The 23,012-nt window shown below is 70.6% G+C and carries 15 protein-coding genes; 8 read left to right on the forward strand and 7 right to left on the reverse strand.

Features of this window, described 5'->3' with window-relative positions; all coding sequences use genetic code 11:
* Positions 1 to 170: 170 nt before the first annotated feature.
* Complete coding sequence (locus tag AB5J54_RS08615) at positions 171 to 1,058, reverse strand: tRNA (adenine-N1)-methyltransferase (protein WP_351193250.1); 888 nt, start codon at positions 1,056 to 1,058, stop codon at positions 171 to 173.
* Between the two features lie 18 nt (positions 1,059 to 1,076).
* Complete coding sequence (locus AB5J54_RS08620) at positions 1,077 to 2,210, reverse strand: site-2 protease family protein (RefSeq protein ID WP_369149264.1); 1,134 nt, start codon at positions 2,208 to 2,210, stop codon at positions 1,077 to 1,079.
* A 250-nt stretch (positions 2,211 to 2,460) separates the two neighbouring features.
* On the opposite strand from AB5J54_RS08620, the gene AB5J54_RS08625 reads away from it, so the two are divergent.
* Together AB5J54_RS08625 and AB5J54_RS08630 are read left to right on the forward strand one after the other, a co-directional pair.
* A complete protein-coding gene (locus AB5J54_RS08625) occupies positions 2,461 to 3,363 on the forward strand; it encodes a RecB family exonuclease (protein ID WP_369143293.1) in 903 nt (300 codons plus the stop codon).
* A 57-nt stretch (positions 3,364 to 3,420) separates the two neighbouring features.
* Positions 3,421 to 4,098, forward strand: a complete 678-nt coding sequence (locus tag AB5J54_RS08630; RefSeq protein WP_030691890.1) for a response regulator transcription factor — start codon at positions 3,421 to 3,423, stop codon at positions 4,096 to 4,098.
* 66 nt (positions 4,099 to 4,164) lie between these two features.
* Here the strand turns inward: AB5J54_RS08630 and AB5J54_RS08635 are convergent, their stop codons facing one another.
* The 4 genes from AB5J54_RS08635 to metH form a co-directional block, all read right to left on the reverse strand.
* The gene (locus AB5J54_RS08635; protein ID WP_369143294.1) at positions 4,165 to 5,748 is read right to left on the reverse strand and encodes an ABC transporter substrate-binding protein; all 1,584 of its coding nucleotides are present in this window, start codon (positions 5,746 to 5,748) and stop codon (positions 4,165 to 4,167) included.
* Between the two features lie 66 nt (positions 5,749 to 5,814).
* Entirely contained in the window at positions 5,815 to 7,404 is a 1,590-nt protein-coding gene (locus AB5J54_RS08640) for an ABC transporter substrate-binding protein (protein WP_369143296.1), read from the reverse strand.
* A gap of 445 nt (positions 7,405 to 7,849) precedes the next feature.
* Positions 7,850 to 8,548: an HAD family hydrolase gene (locus AB5J54_RS08645; RefSeq protein WP_369143298.1), complete on the reverse strand. Its 699-nt coding sequence runs from the start codon at positions 8,546 to 8,548 to the stop codon at positions 7,850 to 7,852.
* A 138-nt stretch (positions 8,549 to 8,686) separates the two neighbouring features.
* Positions 8,687 to 12,199: a methionine synthase gene (gene metH, locus AB5J54_RS08650; RefSeq protein WP_369143300.1), complete on the reverse strand. Its 3,513-nt coding sequence runs from the start codon at positions 12,197 to 12,199 to the stop codon at positions 8,687 to 8,689.
* Between the two features lie 244 nt (positions 12,200 to 12,443).
* Here metH and AB5J54_RS08655 point away from each other — a divergent pair, with 244 nt between their 5' ends.
* From AB5J54_RS08655 to AB5J54_RS08680, 6 genes are all read left to right on the forward strand, one after another.
* Positions 12,444 to 13,208, forward strand: coding sequence for an IclR family transcriptional regulator (locus AB5J54_RS08655; protein WP_369143301.1), 765 nt, complete (start codon positions 12,444 to 12,446; stop codon positions 13,206 to 13,208).
* 301 nt (positions 13,209 to 13,509) lie between these two features.
* Positions 13,510 to 14,268 carry an MIP/aquaporin family protein gene (locus AB5J54_RS08660; RefSeq protein WP_369143302.1) on the forward strand — a complete coding sequence of 253 codons (759 nt, stop codon included), beginning with the start codon at positions 13,510 to 13,512 and terminating at the stop codon, positions 14,266 to 14,268.
* A 34-nt stretch (positions 14,269 to 14,302) separates the two neighbouring features.
* A complete protein-coding gene (glpK, locus tag AB5J54_RS08665) occupies positions 14,303 to 15,829 on the forward strand; it encodes a glycerol kinase GlpK (protein ID WP_369143303.1) in 1,527 nt (508 codons plus the stop codon).
* Positions 15,830 to 15,835: 6 nt separating this feature from the next.
* A complete protein-coding gene (locus AB5J54_RS08670) occupies positions 15,836 to 17,440 on the forward strand; it encodes an FAD-dependent oxidoreductase (protein WP_369143304.1) in 1,605 nt (534 codons plus the stop codon).
* Between the two features lie 99 nt (positions 17,441 to 17,539).
* The gene (locus tag AB5J54_RS08675; protein WP_369143305.1) at positions 17,540 to 18,601 is read left to right on the forward strand and encodes an LLM class flavin-dependent oxidoreductase; all 1,062 of its coding nucleotides are present in this window, start codon (positions 17,540 to 17,542) and stop codon (positions 18,599 to 18,601) included.
* 142 nt (positions 18,602 to 18,743) lie between these two features.
* The gene (locus tag AB5J54_RS08680) at positions 18,744 to 19,853 is read left to right on the forward strand and encodes a PAC2 family protein (protein ID WP_369143306.1); all 1,110 of its coding nucleotides are present in this window, start codon (positions 18,744 to 18,746) and stop codon (positions 19,851 to 19,853) included.
* Positions 19,854 to 19,913: 60 nt separating this feature from the next.
* Here the strand turns inward: AB5J54_RS08680 and AB5J54_RS08685 are convergent, their stop codons facing one another.
* The gene (locus AB5J54_RS08685) at positions 19,914 to 22,970 is read right to left on the reverse strand and encodes an NPCBM/NEW2 domain-containing protein (protein WP_369143307.1); all 3,057 of its coding nucleotides are present in this window, start codon (positions 22,968 to 22,970) and stop codon (positions 19,914 to 19,916) included.
* Between the last annotated feature and the right edge of the window lie 42 nt (positions 22,971 to 23,012).

Below are 23,012 nucleotides of genomic sequence, written 5' to 3' on the forward strand. Positions count from 1 at the left end.
ACGGAACAGCTGGGGTGAGGGTCGGTCGGCCGGTTTCGGGGCGGCGGACGCGAGGTCGAACATGAGGACGCCGCCGTCGAGTTCTCCCGCGTGGGCGGGGAACTCGACGGCGGCGTGGTGTGGATGTCGGAACGTCAGCCTCGCTACGGGGAGCGGGCCGCGTTTCGGGACTAGCTCTTGTTGGGGCCCTCGTAGTCCTCGCCGTAGGCGCCCTTGGCGGGGCGGCGGCGGCGCATCGGGGGCTCGACCCCGTCCGCGAGGCGACGGGCGGTGACGAGGAAGCCGGTGTGGCCGATCATGCGGTGATCGGGGCGGACGGCGAGGCCCTCGACGTGCCAGTTGCGGATCATGGATTCCCAGGGCTGCGGCTCGGCGTAGCAGCCGAACTCGCGGATGGACTCCACGGTGCGGGCGAGCTGGGTGGTGGTGGCCACGTAGCAGCAGAGGATGCCGCCGGGGACCAGGGCCTTGGAGACGGCCTCCAGGCACTCCCAGGGGGCGAGCATGTCCAGGATGACGCGGTCGACGTCGGTGTCGGACAGGTTGTCCTGGAGGTCGCCGACGGTCAGCTGCCAGGCCGGGTGGGGGCCGCCGAAGTAGCGCTCGACGTTGCCCTTCGCGATCTCGGCGAAGTCCTCGCGGCGCTCGTAGGAGTGCAGCATGCCGCTGTCTCCGATGGCGCGCAGGAGGAAGCTGCTCAGCGATCCCGAGCCCACTCCGGCTTCCACGACGCGCGCGCCGGGGAAGATGTCGGCGAAGGCCAGGATCTGCCCCGCGTCCTTGGGGTAGACCACGGCTGCGCCGCGGGGCATGGACAGGACGTAGTCGGGGAGCAGGGGGCGCAGCGCGAGGTAGGCGACGTTTCCGGTGGTACGGACAACGCTGCCCTCGGGGGCGCCGATCAGTTCGTCGTGCGGGAAAGAACCCTTGTGGGTGTGGAAGTTCTTTCCCTCTTCGAGCGTGAACGTGTAGTGACGGCCCTTGGGGTCGGTCAGCTGAACCTGGTCCCCGACCTTGAAGGGCCCGCGTCGGCGGGCGGCACCGGTCGGTTCGGACATGTGACCAGAGTACCGGGGTTACGCGGACGGTCGTGCCATGGCCTTGACGAAGGCGCGCTCCACGTCGGTGGTGGCGAGGACGCCGTAGATCTCGCCGCTCTCCTCGATGACGAGGTACTCGGTGGCGGGGCTGGCGCGGAGGTGGTCGAGGAGGGGCTGGCCGGTGAGTTCGGCGGGGACCCGCATGCCGTCGGTGAGGTCCTGGGCGAGGGTGCTGACGGTGACCCAGGGGCGGCGGTGCTGGGGTACGGCGGCGATGGCGGCTTCGCGGACGATGCCGGTGGGTTCGCCGGTGCCGTCGACGACGACGAGGGCGCGGGCGCCGGCCTCGTTGGCGCGGCGGAGGGCCTCGGAGAGCGGGGTGGTGGGTTCGACGGGGATGGCGCGGCGGGTGAGGGCGCGGGCGCGGAGCTCGGGGAGGTGCTCGCGGAGGCGGGCCATGCGGAGGCTGTTGCCGGCGCCGGTCCAGATGATGGCGGCGAGGATCGCGGCGAGGAGTGCGTCGGTGACGGTCTCGAAGCCGCTGATGTCGGCGGTGGAGTTGCCGAGGAGGCCGGTGCGGGTGAGCAGGGGGAGGCCGACGAGGACGAGGACGGCGAGGGCGCGGCCGACCCAGGCGGCGGCGACGGTGCCGCTCATGGGCTTGCCGGTGATCTTCCAGACGACGGCGCGGAGCATCCGGCCGCCGTCGAGGGGCAGGCCGGGGAGCAGGTTGAAGATCGCGACGATCAGGTTGGAGATCATCAGGCCGCCGAGGAGGACGCCGGGGACGGTGCCGGGCTCGACGGCGTACAGGGTCAGGTAGAACACGCCGGCGAGGACGAGGGAGAGGAGGGGGCCGACGAAGGCGAGGACGAATTCGCGGCCGGGGGTCTCGGTCTCCTTCTCGATCTCGGAGACGCCGCCGAAGAACTGGAGCTGGATGCGGCGCACCGGGAGTTTGAAGCGGAGCGCGGCGATGGTGTGGGCCAGTTCGTGGACGAGTACGGAGGCGTAGAAGGCGACGGCGAAGAAGAGGGAGACGAGGTAGCGGGCGGCGCCGAGCTCGGGCAGGACGCGGTCGATCTGGTCGCCGAAGACCCAGGTGATGAGGGCGGCGACGACGAACCAGCTGGGGGCGACGTAGACGGGCACGCCGAAGGGCCGTCCCATGAGGATCCCGCCGCCGGGATCCTCGGTCCGCTGCGGCTTGGGCTCGTCCTGGTTCACGGGTTCCTTTCGTCGCGTGGTGTGACCCGCGTCGGTGCGTCACGGTTCGATCATGCAGTGCGACGGGGTCCCAGGTCGATGGTATGCCGCATGGTGCTGTCCGGCGGATCAGGGTCGGACAGGCCGCGGCGGACCCGGCCGTGATCTGCCGGACAGGACCAGGTTGTCGGTGGTGGGTCGTAGGGTCTTCGTCATGAGTACGAGCGAGCAGCCGCCGGCGGAGCCGCGGGCGCCCATGTCGTTGTCGCCCTCGCGGGCGAGCGATTTCATGCAGTGTCCGCTGCTGTACCGGTTCCGGGTGATCGACCGGCTGCCGGAGAAGCCGAGTGCGGCGGCGACGCGGGGCACGCTGGTGCACGCGGTCCTGGAGCGGCTCTTCGACGATCCGGCGGCGGAGCGGACGGCGCCGCGGGCGAGGTCGATGGTGCCGGGCCAGTGGGACCGGCTCCTGGAGTCGAAGCCGGAGCTGGGCGAGCTGTTCGCGGAGGACGCGGACGGGGAGCGTCTGGCGGGGTGGCTGGCCGAGGCGGAGCAGCTGGTCGAGCGGTGGTTCACGCTGGAGGATCCGACGCGTCTGGAGCCGGCCGAGCGTGAGCTGTTCGTGGAGACTGAGCTGGAGTCGGGGCTGCGGCTGCGCGGGGTGATCGACCGGGTCGATGTGGCGCCCTCGGGCGAGGTGCGGATCGTCGACTACAAGACGGGGAAGGCGCCGCGGCCGGAGTACCGGGACGGCGCGCTGTTCCAGATGACCTTCTACGCGCTGGTGGTGTGGCGGCTGAAGCGGGTGATCCCGCGGCGGCTGCAGCTGGTGTACCTGGGCAGCGGGGAGGTGCTGACGTACGACCCGGTGGAGGCGGATCTGCTGCGGGTGGAGCGGAAGCTGCACGCGCTGTGGGACGCGATCCGGCTGGCGACGGAGTCGGGCGACTGGCGGCCGCGGCCGACGAAGCTGTGTGGTTGGTGCGATCATCAGGCGGTCTGTCCCGAGTTCGGCGGGACTCCCCCGGTCTATCCGCTGAAGATCGTTTCCGCGCGCCCGCCGGAGTCGGGTGAATCCGGGCAGGGCAGAATGGACCCGGCCCAGCCGTCTTCCTGAGCACGGCCCGCAGCGTGGCGGGCCATCCGGTGAGCTCAGTCCCGTGAAGGAGCCCTTGTGACGATCCGCGTCCTGTTGGTCGACGATCAGCCGCTGCTGCGGACCGGCTTCCGGATGATTCTGGAGGCGGAGCAGGACATCGCGGTGGTGGGTGAGGCCGGGGACGGTCTGCAGGCGCAGGAGCAGGTGCGGGCGCTGCAGCCGGACGTGGTGCTCATGGACATCCGGATGCCGCGGATGGACGGGGTGGAGGCGACCCGGCAGATCACGGGTCCGGGACGGGACGGTCCGGCGAAGGTGCTGGTCCTGACGACCTTCGATCTCGACGAGTACGTGGTGGAGGCGCTGCGGGCGGGGGCGAGCGGCTTCCTCCTGAAGGACGCTCCGGCGAACGAGCTGGTGCAGGCGATCCGGGTGGTGGCGGCGGGCGAGGCGATGCTGGCTCCGTCGATCACGCGTCGGCTGCTCGACAAGTACTCGGCGCATCTGCCGACGGGCGAGGAGCAGGTGCCGGACACGCTCAACACGCTGACCGACCGTGAGGTGGAGGTCCTGAAGCTGGTGGCGCGGGGCCTGTCGAACGCGGAGATCGCGGCGGACCTGTTCGTCAGCGAGACGACGGTGAAGACGCATGTGGGGCATGTGCTGACGAAGCTGGGCCTGCGGGACCGGGTGCAGGCCGCGGTGTACGCGTACGAGAGCGGTCTGGTGCGGCCGGGGGCCGGCGGCCAGTAGGCGCGACGACGACGAGGGCCCGGTGCGCGGGGTGCGCGCCGGGCCCTCGTGTGTGGAGCGGGGGTGTCAGCCCTTGCGGATCTCCCAGAAGCGGAAGACGGTCGAGGCGTCGAGGGTCCATTCGAGGCCGGTGACGTCGTCGCGGGCGACGGCGTACTGCTTGCCCTGCCAGAGCGGGAGCAGCGGGAGCTCTTCGGCGACGAGGTCCTGGAGCTTGCCGTACTCGTCGGAGGTGGCGGCGCGGTCGGCGATGCCGGCGGTCTTCGGGATGAGGGTGCCGGTGATGGTGCTGTTCTCGTAGTGGTTGCCGAGGACGTTGCCCTCGCCGAAGAAGGGGCTGGTGAAGTTGTCGGCGTCGGGGTAGTCGGGGACCCAGCCCTTGACGTAGACGCCGTACTTGCCGGCGGCGATGTCCTTCTCGTACTGGTCGAAGGCGACGGACTTGACGTCGGCGTCGAAGAGGCCGCTCGCGTTGAGCTGTTCGGCGATGGCCTTGAGTTCCTGGTCGGTGGCCGGGCCGTAGCGGCTGGGCGTGGACCAGAGGGTGAGCTTCACCTTGCCGGTGATGCCGGCGGCGCGGAGGGCCTTCTTCGCCTTGGCCTTGTCGGGGGTGCCGTAGGTGTCGAAGAAGGCGGTGTTGTGTCCGGCGATGCCGGCCGGGACGATCGAGTAGAGCGGGGTGGCCGTCGACTTGTAGACGTTCTCGACGAGGTCCTCGCGGTCGACGAGGTGGGCGATGGCCTTGCGGACGCCGAGCTTGCCGACGACCGGGTCCTTCACGTTGAAGACGAGGTGCTGGACCTCGGCGCTGCTGCCCTGGACGACCTCGATGCCCTTGTCGGCCGTGGTGGCGGAGTTCTCGAGGGTGGCGATGTCGTCGGCGGAGAGGCCTCGGTAGGCGACGTCTATGTCGCCGTCGGCGAAGGCCTTGGAGAGCGCGGCGCGGTCGCCGCGGTAGAGCTTGAGGGTGACCGCGCTGTTCTTCGCCTTGGCGTCGCCCTTGTAGCCGGCGTTGGCGGAGAAGGTGGCCTCGCTGTCGCTGAAGGAGTCCAGCTTGTACGGGCCGGAGCCGGTGGCCTTGCCGTCGGTGCGCAGCGCGTCGGCGGGGTAGTCGCGGTGGTCGACGATCGAGCCGGCGCCGGAGGCGATCTTGCTGGGGAAGGTTGCGTCCGGGACCTTGAGGCGGAAGACGACGGTCCGCTCGTCGGGGGTCTCGATGGTGTCGATGGTGGAGAGGAGCGGCGCCGGGCCGGAGGGGTCCGCGATCTTGAGGGCCCGCTCGAAGGAGAACTTGACGTCCTCCGAGGTCAGCTTGTTGCCGTTGGAGAAGGTGAGGCCGTCGCGCAGGGTGCAGGTGTAGACCTTGCTGCCGGCGGAGAAGTCGCACTTGTCGGCGGCGTCGGGCTCGGGCTCGGAGCCGCCCTTGGGGAAGGCGAGGAGGGACTGGAAGACGTTGTTGAACAGCAGCCAGGAGCCGGGGTCGTAGCCGGCGGCGGGGTCCGTGGCGAGGATCTCGTCGGACATGCCGACGCGAACGCCGCCTCCGGAGCCTCCGGAGCCGCTTCCCTGCTCGGTGCCGCAGCCGCTGAGGAGGGCGGCGGACAGGCCCGCGGCGAGCGGGGCCGTCAGCCACTTGTTGGTTGCCTTCACAGAACTTGCCTCTTGATCTCTTGTCAGGCCGGCCGCGCGGGGCGCGCGGCCGGGACAACGAAGGGGTCAGGCGGTGCCGCGGCCCAGTTCCCACAGGAGCAGGTCGGAGGAGGTGTTGAGCGCGTACTCGACTCCGTTGAGGTCGTCGCGGGCGGCGACGTACTGCTTGCCCTGCCACAGCGGCAGGACGGGGACGTCCTCGGCGACGATCTTCTGGATCTGCGCGTAGACGGGGCTGGCGGCGTTGCGGTCGGCCTGGCGGCGCGAGCGCGGGATGAGCTTCTCGCGAACGGTCTTGTTCACGTAGGGGGTGTTGAGGAAGTTGTCGCTGTCGAGGAACGGCGCGATGTAGTTGTCCGGGTCCGGGTAGTCCGGGAACCAGCCGAGGCCGTAGACGGCGTAGTCGCCGCGCTTCTGGGCGGTGCGGAACTTGGACCACTCGGCGCCCTGGACGTTGGCGTCGAAGAGCTCGCTGGCGATGAGCTGCTTCTTGAGCGCCTCGAACTCCTGGGCGGTCTCGGCGCCGTAGTGGTCGGTGGTGTAGTTCAGCGTCACCTTGACCGGCGTCTTGACGCCCGCGTCCTTGAGGATCTTCGCGGCGCGGGCCGGGTCGGGCTCGCCGTACTCGTCGAAGAAGGGGGTGGCGTGGCCGGTGATGCTGGAGGGGATCAGCGAGTACAGCGGCTCGGCGGTGGGGCCGTAGACGAGGCTGACGAGGGCGCCGCGGTCGACGACGGCGGCCATGGCCTGGCGGACGGCCTTCTCCTGGACGGAGGGGGCCTTGGTGTTGAAGCCGAGGTAGCGGATTTCGAGGCCGGGGACCTCGGTGACGCGGATGCCGTCCTTGGGCGTCTCGGTGAGGTCCTTGATCTGCTTCTGCGACAGGGAGCGGGCCATCATGTCGATGCCGTCGCTCTCCAGGGCCGCGCCCATGGCTGCGGCGTCGGCGTAGGGGCGCAGTTCGACCTTGTCGTTGCGCAGGGTGATGTCGCCCTTGTAGGCGGGGTTCTTGGTGAAGACGAAGCGGGTGGCCTTGTCGCCCTCGCGCTCGACCTTCAGGGTGTACGGGCCCGAGCCGTCGACGTCGAAGCCGTCGCGGAGCTTGTCGGAGGCGTACTTGTCCTTGCTGAGGATGCCGGCGACGGGGGTGGACAGCTTGTACGGGAAGGTGGCGTCGGGGGTCTTGAGGTGGAAGACGATCCCGTCGGTGCCCTGGGTCTCGACGGTGTCGATGTTCGCGAGGAGGGCGGCCGTGCCGTTGTCCGACTTGATCTTGAGGACGCGCTCGATGGAGTACTTGACGTCCTCGGCCGTGATGGGGGTGCCGTCGGCGAAGGTGAGGCCCTCGCGGAGCGTGCAGCGGTAGCTCTCGCTGGCCTTGTCGGAGAATCCGCAGCTCTTGGCGGCCTCGGGGACGGGCTCGCCGCCGCCACGGGGCACGTGCAGCAGGGTCTGGACGGTCTGGCGCAGGATGTTCCAGGCGCCGGTGTCGTAGGCGAAGGCCGGGTCGAGCGGTGCGGGGGCGTCCTCGGTGGCGATGAACTGGTCCGTGGTGCCCACGGTTATCGCTCTGGCGTCCTCCCCGCCGCCGCAGGCGGCGAGCAGGGGGGCGAGCAGTCCGGCCACGGCCGGCAGCACCAGGGTCTTGCGGTTCATCAGGGACAGATCTCCTCATCCGGCACTGGGTACAGCGGTCAGTGGAACTCCGCCGCCTGCCGCCCGGTCGGGGCGGGAGCGATCGGGCCGGGTGTTGCGATCGGTCCTGTGTTCACGGCGACTTGGGTATGCGCCGGTGCACGCGGATATGCGGCGAAGTACTCGCGAAAGATTAGTGCGCGGCGCCGGTATCACTTGACCGGGGCCGTACAGGGCCGTAATCGCAGAGTGATCATGAATGCATGGATCTCGATAACCATGCGCCGGACGTTGCGGACGCCGATAACCCAATCGGGACACAGGGGGCGCCCAAACATCCGCTTTTGAGACACGGAACGGGAACGGGCCACCCACCGTCCGGCACTCTGAGTGACCAAGGTCACGTGGATGCTTTTCGGTGAATGGCCCGGATGCTTTTGGCCGGATGGCCTTCCTCAGATAAAGCTCAAATTCCCGTGATCAAGGTCCGCAGGAACGGCACGTCGACCTCTTCGAGAGAGCGCACGACGACCCGGCCCGGGGACGGCGCGATCGGGGCGACGGAGGGCACCGCGACGACCCGGCAGCCGCCCGCCTCCGCGGCCGCCACACCGGTCGCGGTGTCCTCGATGACGGCGCAGAGTGCGGGGTCGGCGCCGACGCCCTGGGCGGCCGTCAGATAGGGCTCGGGGTGCGGCTTGGTGCGGACGACCTCGTCGCCGGCGACGGTGAGGGTGAAGCGGTCGCGGCCGAGCGAGGCGAGGACCCGGTCGATGATCCGCCGGTGCGAGGCGGAGACCAGCGCGGTGGGGATGGAGTGCTGCGCCAGCTCGGCGAGCAGCCGCTCGGCACCCGGCATGAGCGGGACGCCCCGGTCGATGCGCTGTTCGAACTTCTCGTTGAGCAGGACAGTCAGCTCTTCGAGGGTGATGTCGGCCCCGGTGGACTCGATGAGGTATCCCGCGCTGCGGGTCATCGGACCGCCGACGACGACGTCCCGCCATGCCTCGTCGAGGCGGTGTCCGAGGTCCGCGAAGACCTCGACCTCGGCGTCCCACCAGAACCCCTCCGTGTCGACGAGGGTCCCGTCCATGTCGAGGAAGACCGCCTGCAGGGCGGAGCTGCCGTTCGTACGGAACAGGGACGCGGGGACCGTACTGGTCATCCGGCACACCTCCATGGAGGGACGAGAAGGCCGGCCCCCTCCCCGGTACGGGGAGGAAGACCGGCCTGCACTGGACCGACAAGTGTACGTCGCGATCACCGCGAACGCGTGGATTTACCGCACGTGGTCACGCGGCGGTCACCGTGCGTTGAAGTACTTCGCCTCGGGGTGGTGGATGACGATGGCGTCGGTGGACTGCTCGGGGTGGAGCTGGAACTCCTCCGAGAGGTGGACGCCGATCCGCTCCGGCCGGAGCAGGTCCGCGATCTTCGCGCGGTCCTCCAGGTCGGGGCAGGCGCCGTAGCCCAGGGAGAAGCGCGCGCCGCGGTACTTGAGGTCGAACATGTCCTCGACGCTCTCGGGGTCCTCCCCGCCGAAGCCGAGCTCGGCGCGGACGCGGGCGTGCCAGTACTCGGCGAGGGCCTCGGCGAGCTGGACGGAGAGGCCGTGCAGCTCCAGGTAGTCGCGGTAGGAGTCGGACTCGAACAGCTTGGCCGTGGCCTCGCCGATCTTCGAGCCGACGGTGACGACCTGGAGGCCGACGACGTCGGTCTCGCCGGACTCCTCCGGGCGGAAGAAGTCCGCGAGGCACAGGCGGCGGCCGCGGCGCTGGCGCGGGAAGGAGAAGCGGGTCCGCTCGTTGCCCTCCTCGTCCAGGATGATCAGGTCGTCGCCCTTGGAGACGCAGGGGAAGTAGCCGTGGACGACGGCCGCCTCCAGGAGGTTCTCGGTGTGGAGGCGCTCCAGCCAGCCGCGCAGCCGCGGCCGGCCCTCGGTCTCCACGAGCTCCTCGTACGCCGGTCCGTCGCCGGCCCGGTTCTGCTTGAGGCCCCACTGGCCCTTGAAGAGGGCGCCCTCGTCGAGCCAGGACGCGTAGTCCTTCAGCGGGATGCCCTTGACGACGCGGGTGCCCCAGAAGGGCGGGGTCGGCACCGGGTTGTCGGTGGCCACGTCGGAGCGGCCGCCGGGCTCCGGCTCCTCCACCTGGAGGGCGGCGGTGGCGGTCTTGGCGACCCGGCGCTGCTTCAGCTCGGGGAGCACGGCTCCGGGGACGCCGCGCTTGACGCCGATGAGGGCGTCCATCAGGCGCAGGCCCTCGAAGGCGTCGCGGGCGTAGCGGACCTCGCCCTGGTAGATCTCGTGGAGGTCCTGCTCGACGTAGGCGCGGGTGAGGGCGGCGCCGCCGAGGATCACCGGGTACTTGGCGGCCAGCTCGCGCTGGTTCAGCTCCTCCAGGTTCTCCTTCATGATCACGGTGGACTTCACGAGGAGGCCGGACATGCCGATGACGTCGGCGTTGTGCTCCTCGGCGGCCTCCAGGATCGCGGAGACGGGCTGCTTGATGCCGATGTTGACGACGTTGTAGCCGTTGTTGGAGAGGATGATGTCGACGAGGTTCTTGCCGATGTCGTGGACGTCGCCGCGGACGGTGGCGAGGACGATCGTGCCCTTGCCCTCGGCGTCCGACTTCTCCATGTGCGGTTCGAGGTGGGCGACGGCCGTCTTCATGACCTCGGCGGACTGGAGCACGAACGGCAGCTGCATCTGGCCGGAGCCGAAGAGCTCGCCGACGGTCTTCATGCCGTCGAGGAGGGTGTCGTTGACGATGTCGAGGGCCGCGCGGGTCTCCAGGGCCTCGTCGAGGTCGGCCTCCAGGCCGTTCTTCTCGCCGTCGACGATGCGGCGCTTGAGGCGCTCTTCGAGCGGCAGCGCGAGCAGTTCCTCGGCCTTCCCCGCCTTGAGGGACTTCGCCGTCGCGCCCTCGAAGAGGGCCATCAGCTTCTGCAGCGGGTCGTAGCCCTCGGCACGCCGGTCGTAGATCAGGTCGAGCGCGGTGGTGACCTGCTCCTCGTCGAAGCGGGCGATGGGCAGGATCTTCGAGGCGTGGACGATCGCCGAGTCGAGGCCCGCCTTGACGCACTCGTCGAGGAAGACCGAGTTGAGGAGGATGCGGGCGGCCGGGTTGAGGCCGAAGGAGATGTTGGAGAGGCCCAGCGTGGTCTGGACGTCCGGGTGGCGCCGCTTCAGCTCACGGATCGCCTCGATGGTGGCGATGCCGTCCTTCCGCGACTCCTCCTGGCCCGTGCAGATGGTGAAGGTCAGGGCGTCGATGAGGATGTCCGACTCGTGGATGCCCCAGTTGCCGGTGAGGTCCTCGATGAGGCGCTCGGCGACGGCGACCTTGTGCTCGGCCGTACGGGCCTGGCCCTCCTCGTCGATGGTGAGCGCGATGAGGGCGGCGCCGTGCTCCTGGGCCAGTCGGGTGACCTTCGCGAAGCGGGACTCGGGTCCGTCGCCGTCCTCGTAGTTCACCGAGTTGATGACGGCCCGGCCGCCGAGCTTCTCCAGACCGGCCCGCAGGACGTCCACCTCGGTGGAGTCGAGGACGATCGGGAGGGTGGAGGCGGTGGCGAAGCGGCCGGCGAGCTCCTCCATGTCGGCGACGCCGTCGCGGCCCACGTAGTCGACGCAGAGGTCGAGCATGTGCGCGCCCTCGCGGATCTGGTCGCGGGCCATCTCGACGCAGTCGTCCCAGCGGCCTTCGAGCATGGCCTCGCGGAACTTCTTCGAGCCGTTGGCGTTGGTCCGCTCGCCGATCGCCAGGTACGAGGTGTCCTGGCGGAACGGCACGGTCTGGTAGAGCGAGGCGGCGCCCGGCTCGGGGCGCGGGGAGCGCTCGGGGGGCGTGAGGCCCTGGACCCGCTCGACGACCTGGCGCAGGTGCTCGGGCGTGGAGCCGCAGCAGCCGCCGACCAGGGACAGGCCGTAGTCGCGGACGAAGTTCTCCTGCGCGTCGGCCATCTCGGAGGCGGTGAGCGGGAAGTACGCGCCGTCCTTGGTGAGCACGGGCAGGCCGGCGTTCGGCATGCACATGAGGGGCGTACGGGAGTGGCGGGCGAGGTAGCGCAGGTGCTCGCTCATCTCGGCCGGGCCGGTGGAACAGTTCAGGCCGATCAGGTCGATGCCGAGGGGCTCCAGGGCGGTCAGCGCGGCGCCGATCTCGGAGCCGAGCAGCATGACGCCGGTGGTCTCGAAGGCGAGCGAACAGATCAGGGGGACGTCCACGCCCAGGGCGTCCATCGCGCGGCGCGCGCCGATGAGGCTGGACTTGGTCTGGAGGAGGTCCTGGGTCGTCTCGACGATCAGGGCGTCGGCGCCGCCGGCGAGGAGGCCCTCGGCGTTCTGCTGGTAGCCGTCGCGCAGCACGTCGTACGCGATGTGGCCGAGCGAGGGCAGCTTGGTGCCGGGGCCGATCGAGCCGAGGACCCAGCGCTGGCGGCCGTCCTCGGCGCCGAACTCGTCGGCGACCTCGCGGGCGATCCGGGCGCCCGCCTCGGAGAGCTCGAAGATCCGGTCGGCGATCTCGTACTCGCCGGCGGCCGAGTGGTTGGAGCCGAACGTGTTGGTCTCGACGCAGTCGACGCCGACCTCGAAGTACGCCTCGTGCACCGAACGGACGATGTCGGGCCGGGTGACGTTGAGGATCTCGTTGCATCCTTCGAGGTTCTGGAAGTCCTCGAGGGTGGGGTCCTGGGCCTGCAGCATGGTGCCCATGGCTCCGTCGGCGACGACGACTCGGCTTGCGAGTGCCTCGCGGAGGGCGGCGGCGCGGTTCCGGCTGTCAGCGGAAGGGGTCGGCAACGAGGCCATGGATGAGCTCCCTGGGATGCGACGGCTGTCGGCTTTGCACCCTCGGGGGAGGGTGCACGGGGCCAGCGTAACCGCGTGCGGGCCGGGGTGGACACGGCGTCCCACGGGCCGGACGGCATCCTGTGTGCGGGGACTCCCGGTCCTGCCCCTCCTTGGCCGACACTGTGTGGTGTGACGCAAGGTCGGCATCGACCGATAGTGTTCAGCATTGTCGAACAGTGTGAGAAGGGTGAGGGGTCGGGCGATGGCGAAGAACATCCAGTCGCTTGAAAGGGCGGCGGCCATGCTGCGACTGCTCGCGGGCGGCGAGCGCCGGCTCGGCCTGTCCGACATCGCGTCCTCGCTCGGGCTGGCCAAGGGGACGGCGCACGGCATCCTGCGCACCCTCCAGGCGGAGGGCTTCGTGGAGCAGGACGCGGCCTCGGGCCGCTACCAGCTCGGCGCGGAGCTGCTGCGGCTCGGCAACAGCTATCTGGACGTGCACGAACTGCGGGCCCGCGCCCTGGTCTGGACGGACGACCTGGCGCGGTCCAGCGGCGAGAGCGTGCACCTGGGGGTCCTGCACCAGCACGGCGTGCTGATCGTGCACCACGTCTTCCGGCCGGACGACAGCCGTCAGGTCCTGGAGGTGGGGGCCATGCAGCCGCTGCACTCCACGGCGCTCGGCAAGGTCCTCTCGGCGTACGACCCGGTGGCGCACAGCGAGGTGCTGGAGGTCGAGCGGGAGGCGTTCACGCCCCGGACGACCACGGAGCTCGGCGACTTCGAGTCGCTGCTCGACATGACGCGGGCCCGGGGCTGGGCGGCGGACGTGGAGGAGACCTGGGACGGCGTGGCGTCGGTGGCGGCGCCGATCCACGACCGGCGGCGGATGCCGGTGGGCGCGGTGGCGGTCACGGGCGCCGTGGAGCGGGTCTGCCCGGACGGGGAGCTGCGCCCCGAGCTGGTGGCCGCGGTGCGGGACTGCGCCCGCGCGGTCTCCCGTGACCTGGGGGCGGGCCGCTTCTGACCGCCCGCGGAGGCGTGCCCGACCACCCTCCGTACGGCCGCGTGCGGCAGCCCGTACAACAGGACCGAACCCGCCGGTAACGATCGCGTTATCGGCGGGTTTTTCACTTCCCAGACCCTTGACGTGCTGTTAACCCGGGGGCAAAACTTCCGTTCATCGGTCGGCATTGTCGAACACCTAACGGCAATACGCGCTAAGGTGTGACGGTGCCAAGGGCCGGCAACGCCCTCACACGAGGGCGCGGACCATCGGAGTGACCCGTGGTTCGCCTTCCCCTGGACGAAGGACAAAGGAGTCGCGGGTGTCCAGCTCCGACATCTTCCTCGGCGAGACCATCGGTACCGCCGTACTCATTCTGCTCGGCGGCGGTGTGTGCGCCGCCGTCACGCTCAAGAGCTCCAAGGCCCGCAACGCGGGCTGGCTCGCGATCACCTTCGGGTGGGGCTTCGCCGTCATGACGGCGGTCTACATGACCGCTTCCCTCTCGGGAGCCCATCTGAACCCCGCCGTCACGGTCGGAATCGCGATCAAGGACGGGGACTGGAGCAACGTCCCGGTCTACATCGCCGGCCAGATGCTCGGCGCGATGATCGGCGCGGCGCTGGTCTGGGTGGCCTACTACGGCCAGTTCCAGGCCCACCTCACGGACCCCGAGACCGTCGGCGAGAAGCCGATCGAGGGCCCCGGCCCGGTGCTCGGCATCTTCTCCACGGGTCCCGAGATCCGTAACACCTGGCAGAACCTGGCCACCGAGATCATCGGCACCGTCGTGCTGGTCCTGGCCGTGCTCACCCAGGGCCTCAACGACAGCGGCAAGGGTCTCGGCGTCATCGGCGCCCTGATCACCGCGTTCGTCGTCGTCTCCATCGGCCTCTCGCTCGGCGGCCCGACCGGTTACGCCATCAACCCGGCCCGTGACCTCGGCCCGCGCATCGTGCACGCCCTGCTCCCGCTGCCGAACAAGGGCGGCTCCGACTGGAGCTACGCCTGGATCCCGGTCGCCGGTCCGCTGATCGGTGGCGCCATCGCCGCGGGTATCTACAACATCGCGTTCGCCTGAGCCGTCCTTCTTCCAGACTTCCCTTGGAGACACCGTGACCGACGCACACACCTCCGGCCCCTTCATCGCGGCCATCGACCAGGGCACCACCTCCTCGCGCTGCATCGTCTTCGACAAGGACGGCCGGATCGTCTCCGTCGACCAGAAGGAGCACGAGCAGATCTTCCCGAAGCCGGGCTGGGTCGAGCACGACGCCGCCGAGATCTGGACCAACGTCCAGGAGGTCGTCGCCGGCGCGCTGGAGAAGGCGAACATCACCGCCGCCGACGTCAAGGCCATCGGCATCACCAACCAGCGCGAGACCACGCTGCTCTGGGACAAGAACACCGGTGAGCCCGTCCACAACGCCCTCGTCTGGCAGGACACCCGCACCGACGCCCTCTGCAAGGAGCTCGGCCGCAACGTCGGCCAGGACCGCTTCCGCCGCGAGACCGGCCTGCCGCTCGCGAGCTACTTCTCCGGCCCGAAGGTCCGCTGGCTGCTCGACAACGTCGAGGGCCTGCGCGAGCGCGCCGAGCGCGGCGACATCCTCTTCGGCACCATGGACTCCTGGGTCATCTGGAACCTCACGGGCGGCGTCGACGGCGGCCACCACGTCACCGACGTCACCAACGCCTCCCGCACCATGCTGATGAACCTCCACACCATGGCCTGGGACGAGAAGATCCTGCAGTCCATGGAGATCCCGGCCACCGTGCTGCCGGAGATCCGCTCCTCCGCCGAGGTGTACGGCACGGTCAAGGGCGGCATCCTCGACGGCGTCCCGGTCGCCTCCGCGCTCGGCGACCAGCAGGCCGCCCTGTTCGGCCAGACGTGTTTCGCCGAGGGCGAGGCCAAGTCCACCTACGGCACCGGCACCTTCATGCTGATGAACACCGGTGACAAGATCATCAACTCCTACAGCGGCCTGCTGACCACGGTCGGCTACCAGATCGGCGACGCCAAGCCGGTCTACGCCCTGGAGGGCTCGATCGCCGTCACCGGCTCGCTGGTGCAGTGGATGCGCGACCAGATGGGCCTGATCAAGTCCGCCGCCGAGATCGAGACCCTCGCGTCCTCGGTCGAGGACAACGGCGGCGCCTACTTCGTGCCGGCCTTCTCCGGCCTGTTCGCCCCGTACTGGCGCTCCGACGCGCGCGGTGTCATCGCCGGCCTCACCCGGTACGTCACCAAGGCGCACATCGCCCGCGCCGTCCTGGAGGCCACCGCCTGGCAGACCCGCGAGATCACCGACGCCATGACGAAGGACTCCGGCGTCGAGCTGACCGCACTCAAGGTCGACGGCGGCATGACCTCCAACAACCTGCTGATGCAGACCCTCTCGGACTTCCTGGACGCGCCCGTCGTGCGTCCCATGGTCGCCGAGACCACCTGCCTCGGCGCCGCCTACGCCGCCGGCCTGGCCGTCGGCTTCTGGCCGGACACCGACGCGCTGCGCGCCAACTGGCGCCGGGCGGCGGAATGGACCCCTCGCATGGACGCCGACAAGCGTGACAGCGAGTACAAGAGCTGGCTCAAGGCCGTCGAGCGGACCATGGGCTGGATCGAGGACGAGGAGTAGATCGACATGACCACCCTGCAGAGCGTCCCTGCCCTGGGGACGCACCCGGCTGCCGGTTCCCTGCCGAGCCGCGCCGAGACCCGGGAACAGCTTTCCAAGGCGACGTACGACCTCCTGGTGATCGGAGGCGGCATCCTGGGCATCTCCACCGCCTGGCACGCCGCGCAGTCGGGCCTGCGGGTGGCCCTGGTGGACGCCGGCGACTTCGCCGGCGCCACCTCCTCCGCCTCCTCCAAGCTCCTCCACGGCGGCCTGCGCTACCTGCAGACCGGCGCGGTGAAGCTGGTCGCGGAGAACCACTTCGAGCGGCGTGCGGTCTCCCGCCAGGTGGCACCGCACCTCGCCAACCCGCTCACCTTCTACCTGCCCGTCTACAAGGGCGGCCCGCACGGCGCCGCCAAGCTGGGCGCCGGAGTCTTCGCGTACTCCGCCCTCTCGGCCTTCGGCGACGGCGTCGGACACCTGCTCTCCCCCGCCAAGGCCGCGCAGGACGTGCCGGAGCTGCGCACCGACAACCTCAAGGCCGTCGCCGTCTACGGCGACGACCAGATGAACGACGCCCGGATGGCGCTGATGACGGTCCGCGCCGCCGTCGACGCCGGCGCCACCGTCCTCAACCACGCCGAGGTCACCGGGCTGCGCTTCACCCGCGGCCGGGTCACCGGCGCGGAGCTGAAGGACCGCACCACCGGCGACGAGTTCGGCGTGAACGCCCGCCTCGTGCTCAACGCGACCGGCCCGTGGGTCGACCACCTGCGCAAGATGGAGGACCCCAACGCGGCCCCCTCCATCCGCCTCTCCAAGGGCGCGCACCTGGTCCTCAAGCGGACCTCGCCGTGGAAGGCCGCCCTGGCCACCCCGATCGACAAGTACCGCATCACCTTCGCCCTCCCCTGGGAGGACATGCTGCTCCTCGGCACCACCGACGAGGAGTACGAGGGCGACCCCGGCCAGGTCGAGGTCACCGAGAAGGACACCGCCCAGATCCTGGACGAGGCCGCCTTCTCCATCCGCGACCAGCAGCTCTCCCGCGACCTGATCACCTACGCCTTCGCCGGCCTCCGGGTGCTCCCGGGCGGCCCCGGCGACACCTCCAAGGCCAAGCGCGAGACCGTCGTCACCGAGGGCCGCGGCGGCATGCTGTCGGTGGCCGGCGGCAAGTGGACGACCTTCCGCCACATCGGCCGCACGGTCATGAAGAAGCTGGAGCAGCTCCCCGGCCACCCGCTCGGCGAGGACTACGAGCCGGTGTCCGCGCTGCCGAAGCGCCTCCCGCTGCCCGGCATCGCCAACCCGAACGCCGTCGCCCACCGCCTGCTCGTCGACGGTCCGGCCCCCGGCCCCCGGATGGCCGCCGACACCGCCAAGCACCTGGCCACCCACTACGGCTCGCTCTCCTTCGACATCGCGCGGATGGCGAACGAGAACCCCGAGCTCGCCCGCCGGATACACCCGGACGCCCCGGAGATCTGGGCGCAGGTCGCCTACGCCCGCGACCACGAGTGGGCCGAGACGGCGGACGACGTGCTGCGCCGCCGTACGACGCTGACCATCCGCGGTCTCGCGACGGACGAGATCCGCGCCGAGGTCGAGTCGATGCTGCGGAAGTAAGTCCCGTGCGACGGGGGCGGTTCCTCTTCGAGGGGCCGCCCCCGAGGCGTGCCATGCGCCCGCCACACGGCCGCAACACTGGGCGCGCACAGTTGAGGCATGAAGTTTCAGGTGCTCTCGATCGTCCACCACTCCCCGCACCCGCTCACCGGCGAACTGCTGTCCGCCGCCGACCGGTTGGAGCAGGTCGTCACGCTCGGCGAGACCGCCGAACGGCTCGGCTTCGACGCGTACGCGGTCGGCGAACGGCACGCGGGCGCGTTCCTCTCCTCCTCCCCGACCGTGCTGCTCGCCGCGCTCGCCGCCCGCACCAGCCGGATCCGGCTGCTCACCGGCGTCACCGTGGTCGCGATCCTCGACCCGGTCCGGGTCGCCGAGGACTACGCGACGCTCGACCAGCTCTCCCGGGGCCGGATCGAACTCGTCGTCGGCAAGGGCGCGGAGGCCGGCCACTTCGACCTCTTCGGTCTGGACGAGGAGCGGCAGTGGGACCTCCAGAAGGAGAAGTACGAGCTGCTCCGCCGCCTCTGGACGGAGGAGGGCGTCGACTGGGAGGGCGAGTTCCGGCCGCCGCTGAAGAACGTGACCACGGTCCCGCGCCCGTACGCCGGTCCGCCCCGGATCTGGCACGGCTCGGCCACCAGCCTCAACTCCCCCGAGCTCGCCGCGAAGCACGGCGATCCGCTCTTCACCGCCAACGCGATCCAGCCGCGCGAGGCGTACGCGAAGCTCATCGCCCACTACCGCGAGAAGTTCGAGGAGTACGGGCACGATCCGGCCCACGCGCGCGTGGCGGCCGGTTCCGGCGGGCTGCTCATCGCCGACACCCCGGAGCAGGCGGTCGGCCGGTACAAGGAGCTGTACGAGGCGAAGGTGCGGCAGAGCTTCAAGCCGCACCTGGAGGGCAGGGCCGGCTACAACACGCCGTTCCGCACGATCGAGGACGCGATCGCGGACGGCCCCCAGCTGATCGGCTCCCCGCAGCAGATCATCGACAAGATCCTCGGCTACCACGCGTCCTACGGGCACGACCTGCAGTCCATCTCCGTCGACACCTTCGGCCAGTCGACGGCCGAGCAGCAGGAGACCCTCCAGCGGTTCGCCGAGGAGATCGCGCCGGTCGTGCGGAGGGAGGCGCCCAGCACGCTCTGGGAGGAGTGACTCCGCCGTGTGCGGAGGCGAGTTCCTGGGTAGTCGATCAAGGCCGCACGGGTTTTCGGGGACGTCCGGGGGCTGCGGGCGGACCACCGGAAAGCCGTAAGGTGGGGCCGTACGACAGGAACTTCGAATAAGGAGGCGCTGGGTGATCGAGCTCGAGGGGGTACCCGAGCTGATCGACCCGGTCATGGTGGCCGCGTTCGAGGGCTGGAACGACGCCGGCGACGCCGCCTCCACCGCGGTCGCCCATCTCGACCGGGAATGGAAGGGCGAGGTGTTCGCGGCGCTCGACGCCGAGGACTACTACGACTTCCAGGTCAACCGCCCCACGGTCTTCCTGGACAACGGGGTCAGAAAGATCACCTGGCCGACGACCCGGCTCTCGGTGGTCCGGGTCGGCGGCGAGAAGCCGCGCGACCTGGTGCTGGTGCGCGGGATCGAGCCCTCGATGCGCTGGCGCTCGTTCTGCAACGAGCTGCTCGCCTTCGCGCACGAGCTGGGCGTGGAGATGGTGGTGATCCTGGGCGCGCTGCTCGGGGACACCCCGCACACCCGGCCGGTCCCGGTCAGCGGGGTGACCTCCGATCCGGACCTGGCGCGGACGATGGACCTGGAGGAGACCCGGTACGAGGGCCCGACGGGCATCGTGGGCATCCTCCAGGAGGCGTGCACGCACGCGGGCGTGCCGGCGGTGAGCCTGTGGGCGGCGGTGCCGCACTATGTGTCGCAGCCGCCGAACCCGAAGGCGACGCTGGCGCTCCTCAACCGCCTGGAGGACCTGATCGGGCTGCGCATCCCGCTGGGCGAGCTGCCGGAGGACGCGCGGGCCTGGCAGCTGGGCGTGGACCAGCTGGCGGCCGAGGACAGCGAGGTCGCCGAGTACGTGCAGACGCTCGAGGAGGCGCGGGACACGGCGGAGCTGCCGGAGGCCTCGGGCGAGGCGATCGCCCGCGAGTTCGAGCGGTATCTGCGGCGGCGCGAGCCGGGCACGGGCCCGGGCTCCGGTCCGGGCGTGGCGACGGAGGGCGGCGAGTTCCTGAGGGATTCCGGCAGCGGCCGGACCCGCCCGCCGAAGCCGGAGCAGCCGGGCCCCGAGTCGGTCCCGGGGACGGATGCCGAGGAGGGACCGGGCTCGGACACCGGCGAGGGACCGGGCTCGGACACCGGCGAAGGGCCGGGCTCGGACACCGGCGAGGGGCCGGCCGAGGGATCCGGCGGTCCCGAAGGGGACGTGGACGGCGGCGACGAGACGTAGCCGCCCGGCGGAACGGACGGAACGGGAGGGGTGCCCGAGGGCGCCCCTCCCGTTCGTGTGTCAGGCGCAGCCGAAGCGGGCCGCCGCCCAGTCTCCGTGGTCGCCGCTCTTCGACCCGTTGGTGTCCGTGATCTTCAGCCGGACGTGCCGGGCGCCGGTCACGTCGACGTTCACGGGCAGGGTCGCGGAGGCGCCGGTCAGCCGGGGCGAGGTCCACAGGACCCGGCCGTCGGCCTCGACGGAGAAGGCCACGTCCCCGTAGCCGTTGATCTCGTCGTCGATGCCGACGTCGGCGGTGAAGGTGGTGCAGCGGCCGCCGAGGTAGACCTCGATGTCGGAGTCGGCGTGGGCGCCGATGCCCTTCTCGTAGGTCTTTCCGGCCAGGGTGAGGGTGTGGCCGTCGGCGGCGCCGGACTCGCCGTTGGAGCGGTCGCGCTCGGGCGGCCCCCAGCCGTTGGTCGCGCGGAGCCACGCCAGGTCGCTCGCCCAGGCGTCGGCGGTCGGCGCCGGGGGCATCAGCCCGATCGCGAACCGCTGGACGGCGGTGCGGTCGGTGCCCGCGGCCCGGTGGCGGGCGGTCGCCGTGAGGGTGGCCTCGCCGAGCTTGGCGTCGGCCGCCGGGGTGACGGCGACCTGGACCCGGCGGGTGGTGCCGGCCGGGACGCGGGCGATCGGGGCGGCCGGGGTGACCTGCCAGCCGGCGGGGGCGTCGAGGGAGACGCGTACGTCGGTGGCGTCCCGGGTGCCCGCGGTGACGTCCACGGCGACGGTGCCGGGGGTGCCGGCGCCGAGCTCCTGCCCGGTGGGGGCGGCGAGGACGGCGGAGGCGCCGGGGACGGCCCCGCCGACGGCGCTGGTCTCCCTCAGGCGCAGTTCGAAGCCGCGGTCGGTGGACTGGGCCGCGGTCTTGACCCGGACCACTCCCCCGCGCTCGTCGCGGTCGTACCACCAGCCCTGGCCGGCCGCGTCGAAGGCGGCGCGGGAGGTGAGGGCGGGCAGCGGGCGTCCGTCGAGCTTCACCGCTTCGGGGGCGTCGCCGGTGTGGACGGTGAAGCCGTACGGCCGGGCGGTGGGCTTGCCGGTGTACGAGCCGGTGCTGGCGCCCAGGCGGATGGTGACGTCGCCGGGGCCGGACTGCGGGGCGCCGACCTCGGCGCGCTGGGTGGCGTACTTCCCGGTGCGGTGTTCGCGGGTGACGCCGTCGTCCTCGTACAGCTCGAAGGAGGTGTTGCCCTTCGGGTAGACGTCCCAGGCGATCGGGTCGCCGGGGGCGCGGTCCTGGTACGAGCGGAGGGAGCCGGGCCACATGGGGACGGCCGCCCCGGCCCGGACGAAGAGGGGCAGGGTGTCGAGCGGGGCGCTGTAGTCGTCGACGGTGACGGGGCCCTGGTAGGTGCGGCCGCTCCAGTAGTCGATCCAGGTGCCCTTGGGGAGGTAGATGCCGTCGCGTTCGGTGGCGTCCTGGTAGACGGGGGCGACGAGGAAGTCCTCGCCGCTGAGGAACTCGTACTTCGCGGCGTCGGTCGCGGCCTTCGGGTCGTCCGGGTATTCGAGGGCGAGCGGCCGGGCGAGGCCGACGCCGGTCTTCGTGGCCCGGTGGGCGTGGCTGTAGATGTACGGGAGGAGGGCCTCGTGGAGCTTGAGCGAAGCGCGGTTGATGCTGGTGTACGGCTCGCCGTAGCGGAAGGGCTGCTTGTCGTTGGCGGCCCAGCCGTCCATGGTCATGGTGACGGGCAGGAACATCTTCCACTGGAGGTCGCGGGTGTACGTCTTGGCGCTGCCGCCGAAGATGCCGTCGACGTCACCGGTGGTGTAGGCGAGGCCGGACATGGACGCGCCCGCGTACGTGGGGATCTGCCAGCGGATGTACTCCCAGCTGCCGGACTGGTCGCCGGACCACTGCACACCGCAGCGCTGGGCGCCGGACCAGCTCTCGGGGGCCCAGGTGAAGCCGCGGGCGTCACTGTTGGCCTCGATGCCGGCGTGGGCGTCCTTGCAGCCGTCGAGGGCGAACTTGTATCCGGAGCCGACCCAGGCGACGTCGAGCTTGGCGACGCGCTGGCCGGCCTTGACCTGGTCGGCGAGCTTGTCGATGCCGTCCTCGGTCCACAGGCCGAGCTTCATGTCGCGCTGGGCGAGGCCGGCGGAGGTCTCGGCGAGGTTCTCGTAGCCGCAGCCGTAGCCGTCGTTGACGAGCATCCAGCCGTTGGGCATGTCGTTCGCGACGTAGCCGTCGGCGACCTTCAGTGCGTCGAGGGTGTGGCGCTCGCCGCGGTTGGCGTTGTGGAGGTAGCAGTCGGAGTCGCCGATCTCCAGGCCGTACACGGGCGGCAGGAAGGGCTTGCCGGTGAGCCGGGTGTACTGGCCTATGACGTCCTTGACGGCGTCGCTGCCGCTGCCGGCGAAGTAGTAGGCGTCGAAGCGCTGTTCCTTCGCGCTGGTGGTGACCGGGTCGGTGAAGGCGTAGGTGTTGGGCGCGTAGGTGTTGCGGTAGACGCCGTAGCCGGCGGAGGAGAGGTAGAAGGGGACGGAGTTGGGGTGGCCGCCGTCGTTCCAGTTGTAGTCGACGCCGACCTCGACGGTCTTGTCGCGGTGGGAGGTGTTGCCGCGGCCGTTCTGCATGCCGGCGCCGTAGAACTGCTCGTCGGCGCCGCGGGCGAGGGTCTGGACGGTGCGGTCCTGGTTCCAGGTCAGGCCCTGGGTCTCGGTCCAGAGCGGGGTGCCGTCGGCACGCACGGCCGAGAAGCGCAGGGGCGACTTGGTGGCGCGCAGGGTCACCTCGGCGGTGGCGAGTTCGTAGCGGTCGCCGAGGTCGCGCCAGCGGGTGGCCGGGGGCGGGCCCTGGGGCAGCGTGATGTCGGTGCCGGTGGGGTCGGCGAACTTGCCGTCGGGGGCGAGTTCGATGCGGAAGGTGTCGGCGGTGACGAAGGAGACGCGGGCCTCGGTGCGGCCGGCGGTCAGCCGGTAGACGGCCCCGTCGGCGGCGAAGCCGGTGACCTCGCCGACGGTGGTGTCGGTGGGTGTGGCCGACGCGATGGAGCCGGGTCCCGCGAAGGCCGCGAAGAGCCCGAGGACGGCTCCGGCGAGTGCAACTTTCATGCGTGATGATGATTGCATGCAGGTTGTTTAGCGCAGAAGTGCGCATCCCCGCCAGGACAA

Source organism: Streptomyces sp. R44, assembly GCF_041053105.1.
In the GTDB taxonomy this organism is placed as follows: Bacteria; Actinomycetota; Actinomycetes; order Streptomycetales; family Streptomycetaceae; genus Streptomyces.